This is a genomic window from Rodentibacter rarus (assembly GCF_001998965.1).
Taxonomy (GTDB): Bacteria; Pseudomonadota; Gammaproteobacteria; order Enterobacterales; family Pasteurellaceae; genus Rodentibacter; species Rodentibacter rarus.
In genome coordinates, this window is sequence record NZ_MLHJ01000027.1 from 1 (window position 1) to 2,426 (window position 2,426).

General features: G+C 42.6%; 3 protein-coding genes. 1 reads left to right on the forward strand and 2 read right to left on the reverse strand.

What is annotated here, in order from left to right:
* Together BKK50_RS03960 and BKK50_RS12245 are read right to left on the reverse strand one after the other, a co-directional pair.
* The coding region (locus tag BKK50_RS03960; protein ID WP_244149413.1) for a hypothetical protein at window positions 1–447 on the reverse strand (447 nt) is incomplete at its 3' end.
* 128 nt (window positions 448–575) lie between these two features.
* Entirely contained in the window at window positions 576–872 is a 297-nt protein-coding gene (locus tag BKK50_RS12245) for a hypothetical protein (protein ID WP_143529750.1), read from the reverse strand.
* 524 nt (window positions 873–1,396) lie between these two features.
* On the opposite strand from BKK50_RS12245, the gene mobV reads away from it, so the two are divergent.
* Window positions 1,397–2,290, forward strand: a complete 894-nt coding sequence (gene mobV / locus BKK50_RS03965) for a MobV family relaxase (protein WP_077415530.1) — start codon at window positions 1,397–1,399, stop codon at window positions 2,288–2,290.
* The last annotated feature ends 136 nt before the right edge of the window (window positions 2,291–2,426 follow it).

The following is a 2,426-nucleotide window of genomic DNA, read 5'->3' on the forward strand; positions in this document are numbered from 1 at the left end:
TTTGGCTTTTTCTAATTCATTCAAGCCACGTTTGAACGTTGCTAAACTTAGTTTTACTGGTGGCTCTTTTTCTGAATGAGCTGTAATAAAATCATCTAGCACAAAATTATCTAAATCTACTTCGTCTTTAGCTAATGCGTGGTGTTGGACAGACCAAATCAATACGCTAAAAGTTTTGATACCAGCGGACGTAAGCTCAAAGGTCATTGCTACATTTGCTGTAAATAATTTTACAAATTGGTCTGCGTCAACTCGTTTATAGGTTGTAACGTGAGTTCCTAGTATCTCCCCTGTGTTTTGATTGACTAGAATATTATCATCACGACCTAAACGTGAAATCTGCACTTTTTTGTCTTTAACTGGCACTACCATTTGTTCAATAAATGGGTTTGTTTTATATCTTGGGTAGCTCATTTTCACCCCCTTATTTGAGCTTTGTAATGTCATAATAAATCTTAGGTAGCTCAAAATCAAGGTGTTTTTTGAGCTACCGTAGAACCAGGGTTGAGCTACCGTAGTACTGATCCTGATCACCACTTTCTAGGATTTTCAATACTTCATCGCTATTTCCCTTCTTAGTTCTTATTCTGGCGAATAAGAACGCCATTTTTTACAAAAATGGCAAAGATAGAACGCTCGCTTTGCTCGCTGTTTTGCGTACTACGCACAAGGGGGCATTCGTCTTGGTTAAATGACGGGGTGGAGCGGTCAGCTGTCAAGGGCGACGAAGTCGGCGTAGCGTACCCTTGACGGCTGAAAGAGCGTAATCCCCATAATGTGCCAAGATGAATACCCCCGATCTCACTTCGTCCTACGTTCGTGGGTGGTTCTGCTTGGTGGCACTGTATCCTACGGCTCAAGGGTTTCGTCAAGGCAACCTGCTACGCAGGCGGCTACGCCGTCCTTGACAAAACCACGCCTGCGGATACGGGTTCACCAAGCAGAGGCCCCCACTTGTGCGATGTAATCGCCCTATTTAACTTGAAATCCCACAGGTTAAATCATAAAATAACCAAAGAAAAAGGGGCGAATTGCTCCGCCCCTTAATCTATGGTTGGTTGCTATCTAGCTAAACGCCTGCGAAGTGTCGCCAGATAACAACAAAATGATCGAAATGAGCAAAACCCATTTTAACCAGTTTGGCATAACAGTCTCCTATCGGTTAGTGGTTTACACAAATTGATCGAGACAACGTTACCTGACGGCAATCAGGCAACGAGTGCCTGACCAACCGTTGAAAAGTATAACATAAGAAACCGCCTTTATGGCGGTTTTTTTGTGTCTGCTCCGCAGGACGAACGACCAAATTTGCAAAATTTGGTGTAGTGAGTACACCTAATTAAAATTATGCTAATATCAAGCTACGAAGAACGGTTATGCGATAAGGAAAATTAAGATGAGTTTTGCGATTTTGAGAACAACAAAACTGAAGGATTGGGGCAATATTTCAGCAAGCCTACAACACACTTTCAGGGAGCGATTAACGCCGAATGCGGACGAAATTCGGACAGCGTTAAATGCACACATTGGTGGCAATAACTCGGAGCAGGTTTTACAGAAAATCAAGGATGGATTACCTGATAAATACCGTGCTGACTGTGTGAAGTGCGTGGAATATCTGATTACCGCAAGCCCTGAATGGTTTTCTCAAGCGAATGAGCAAGAGCGGTTACAGTATTTCCATACGGCTCAAGAATGGCTGAAAGAGCGGCACGGGGTGGATAATGTGAAATACGTTGGTATTCATCTTGATGAGACCACTCCACACCTTGTGGCATACGTTGTGCCGATTGATGAACGGGGCAAATTGAACTGTAAAGCCTTTCTGGGTGGGCGTGAAAAGCTCTCTCAAATGCAATCCAATTTTGCTGAACGAGTGCAGAAATTTGGACTGAAAAGGGGGGTGGAAGGCTCGAAGGCGAAACATCAGCGAGTAAAACGGTTCTACGGGCATTTGGAGCAAGAAACACCAAAAATGACAATGGAAGATATTACGCCGAAGTTACTCAAAAAGGGACTTTTTCAAGATACCTATGAAGACGATCAAGTTGTGGTTGATCGTGTGAACGCTAAAATGCAGGCGATTTTAGACCATAAAACAGCTCAAATTAACGATTTACGCCAGAAGTTAGGGGAAACCCAAGCGAAGTTACAGAAAACGCAACAGGAGCTGTCTAAAATGCGTTTTAACGAGCAAATGAAACAAAGCCAAGCCAAAGTACAGGAAAAACAAAAAAATCTCTCTATGGACGATTTAAAGCGTTCTAAAGGGTTTGGTCTTGGTCGGTAGGTTCAACTAAATCTAATTGCTCTGGTTGATCCTGTTTTTTCCTCTCGATTAAGGTCGTAAAGGCTATACGGTCGCCATTAAATACGAAATTTGGATTTATGTAATATCGTCCTTGTCGTATTGTTTTAGCTATGAT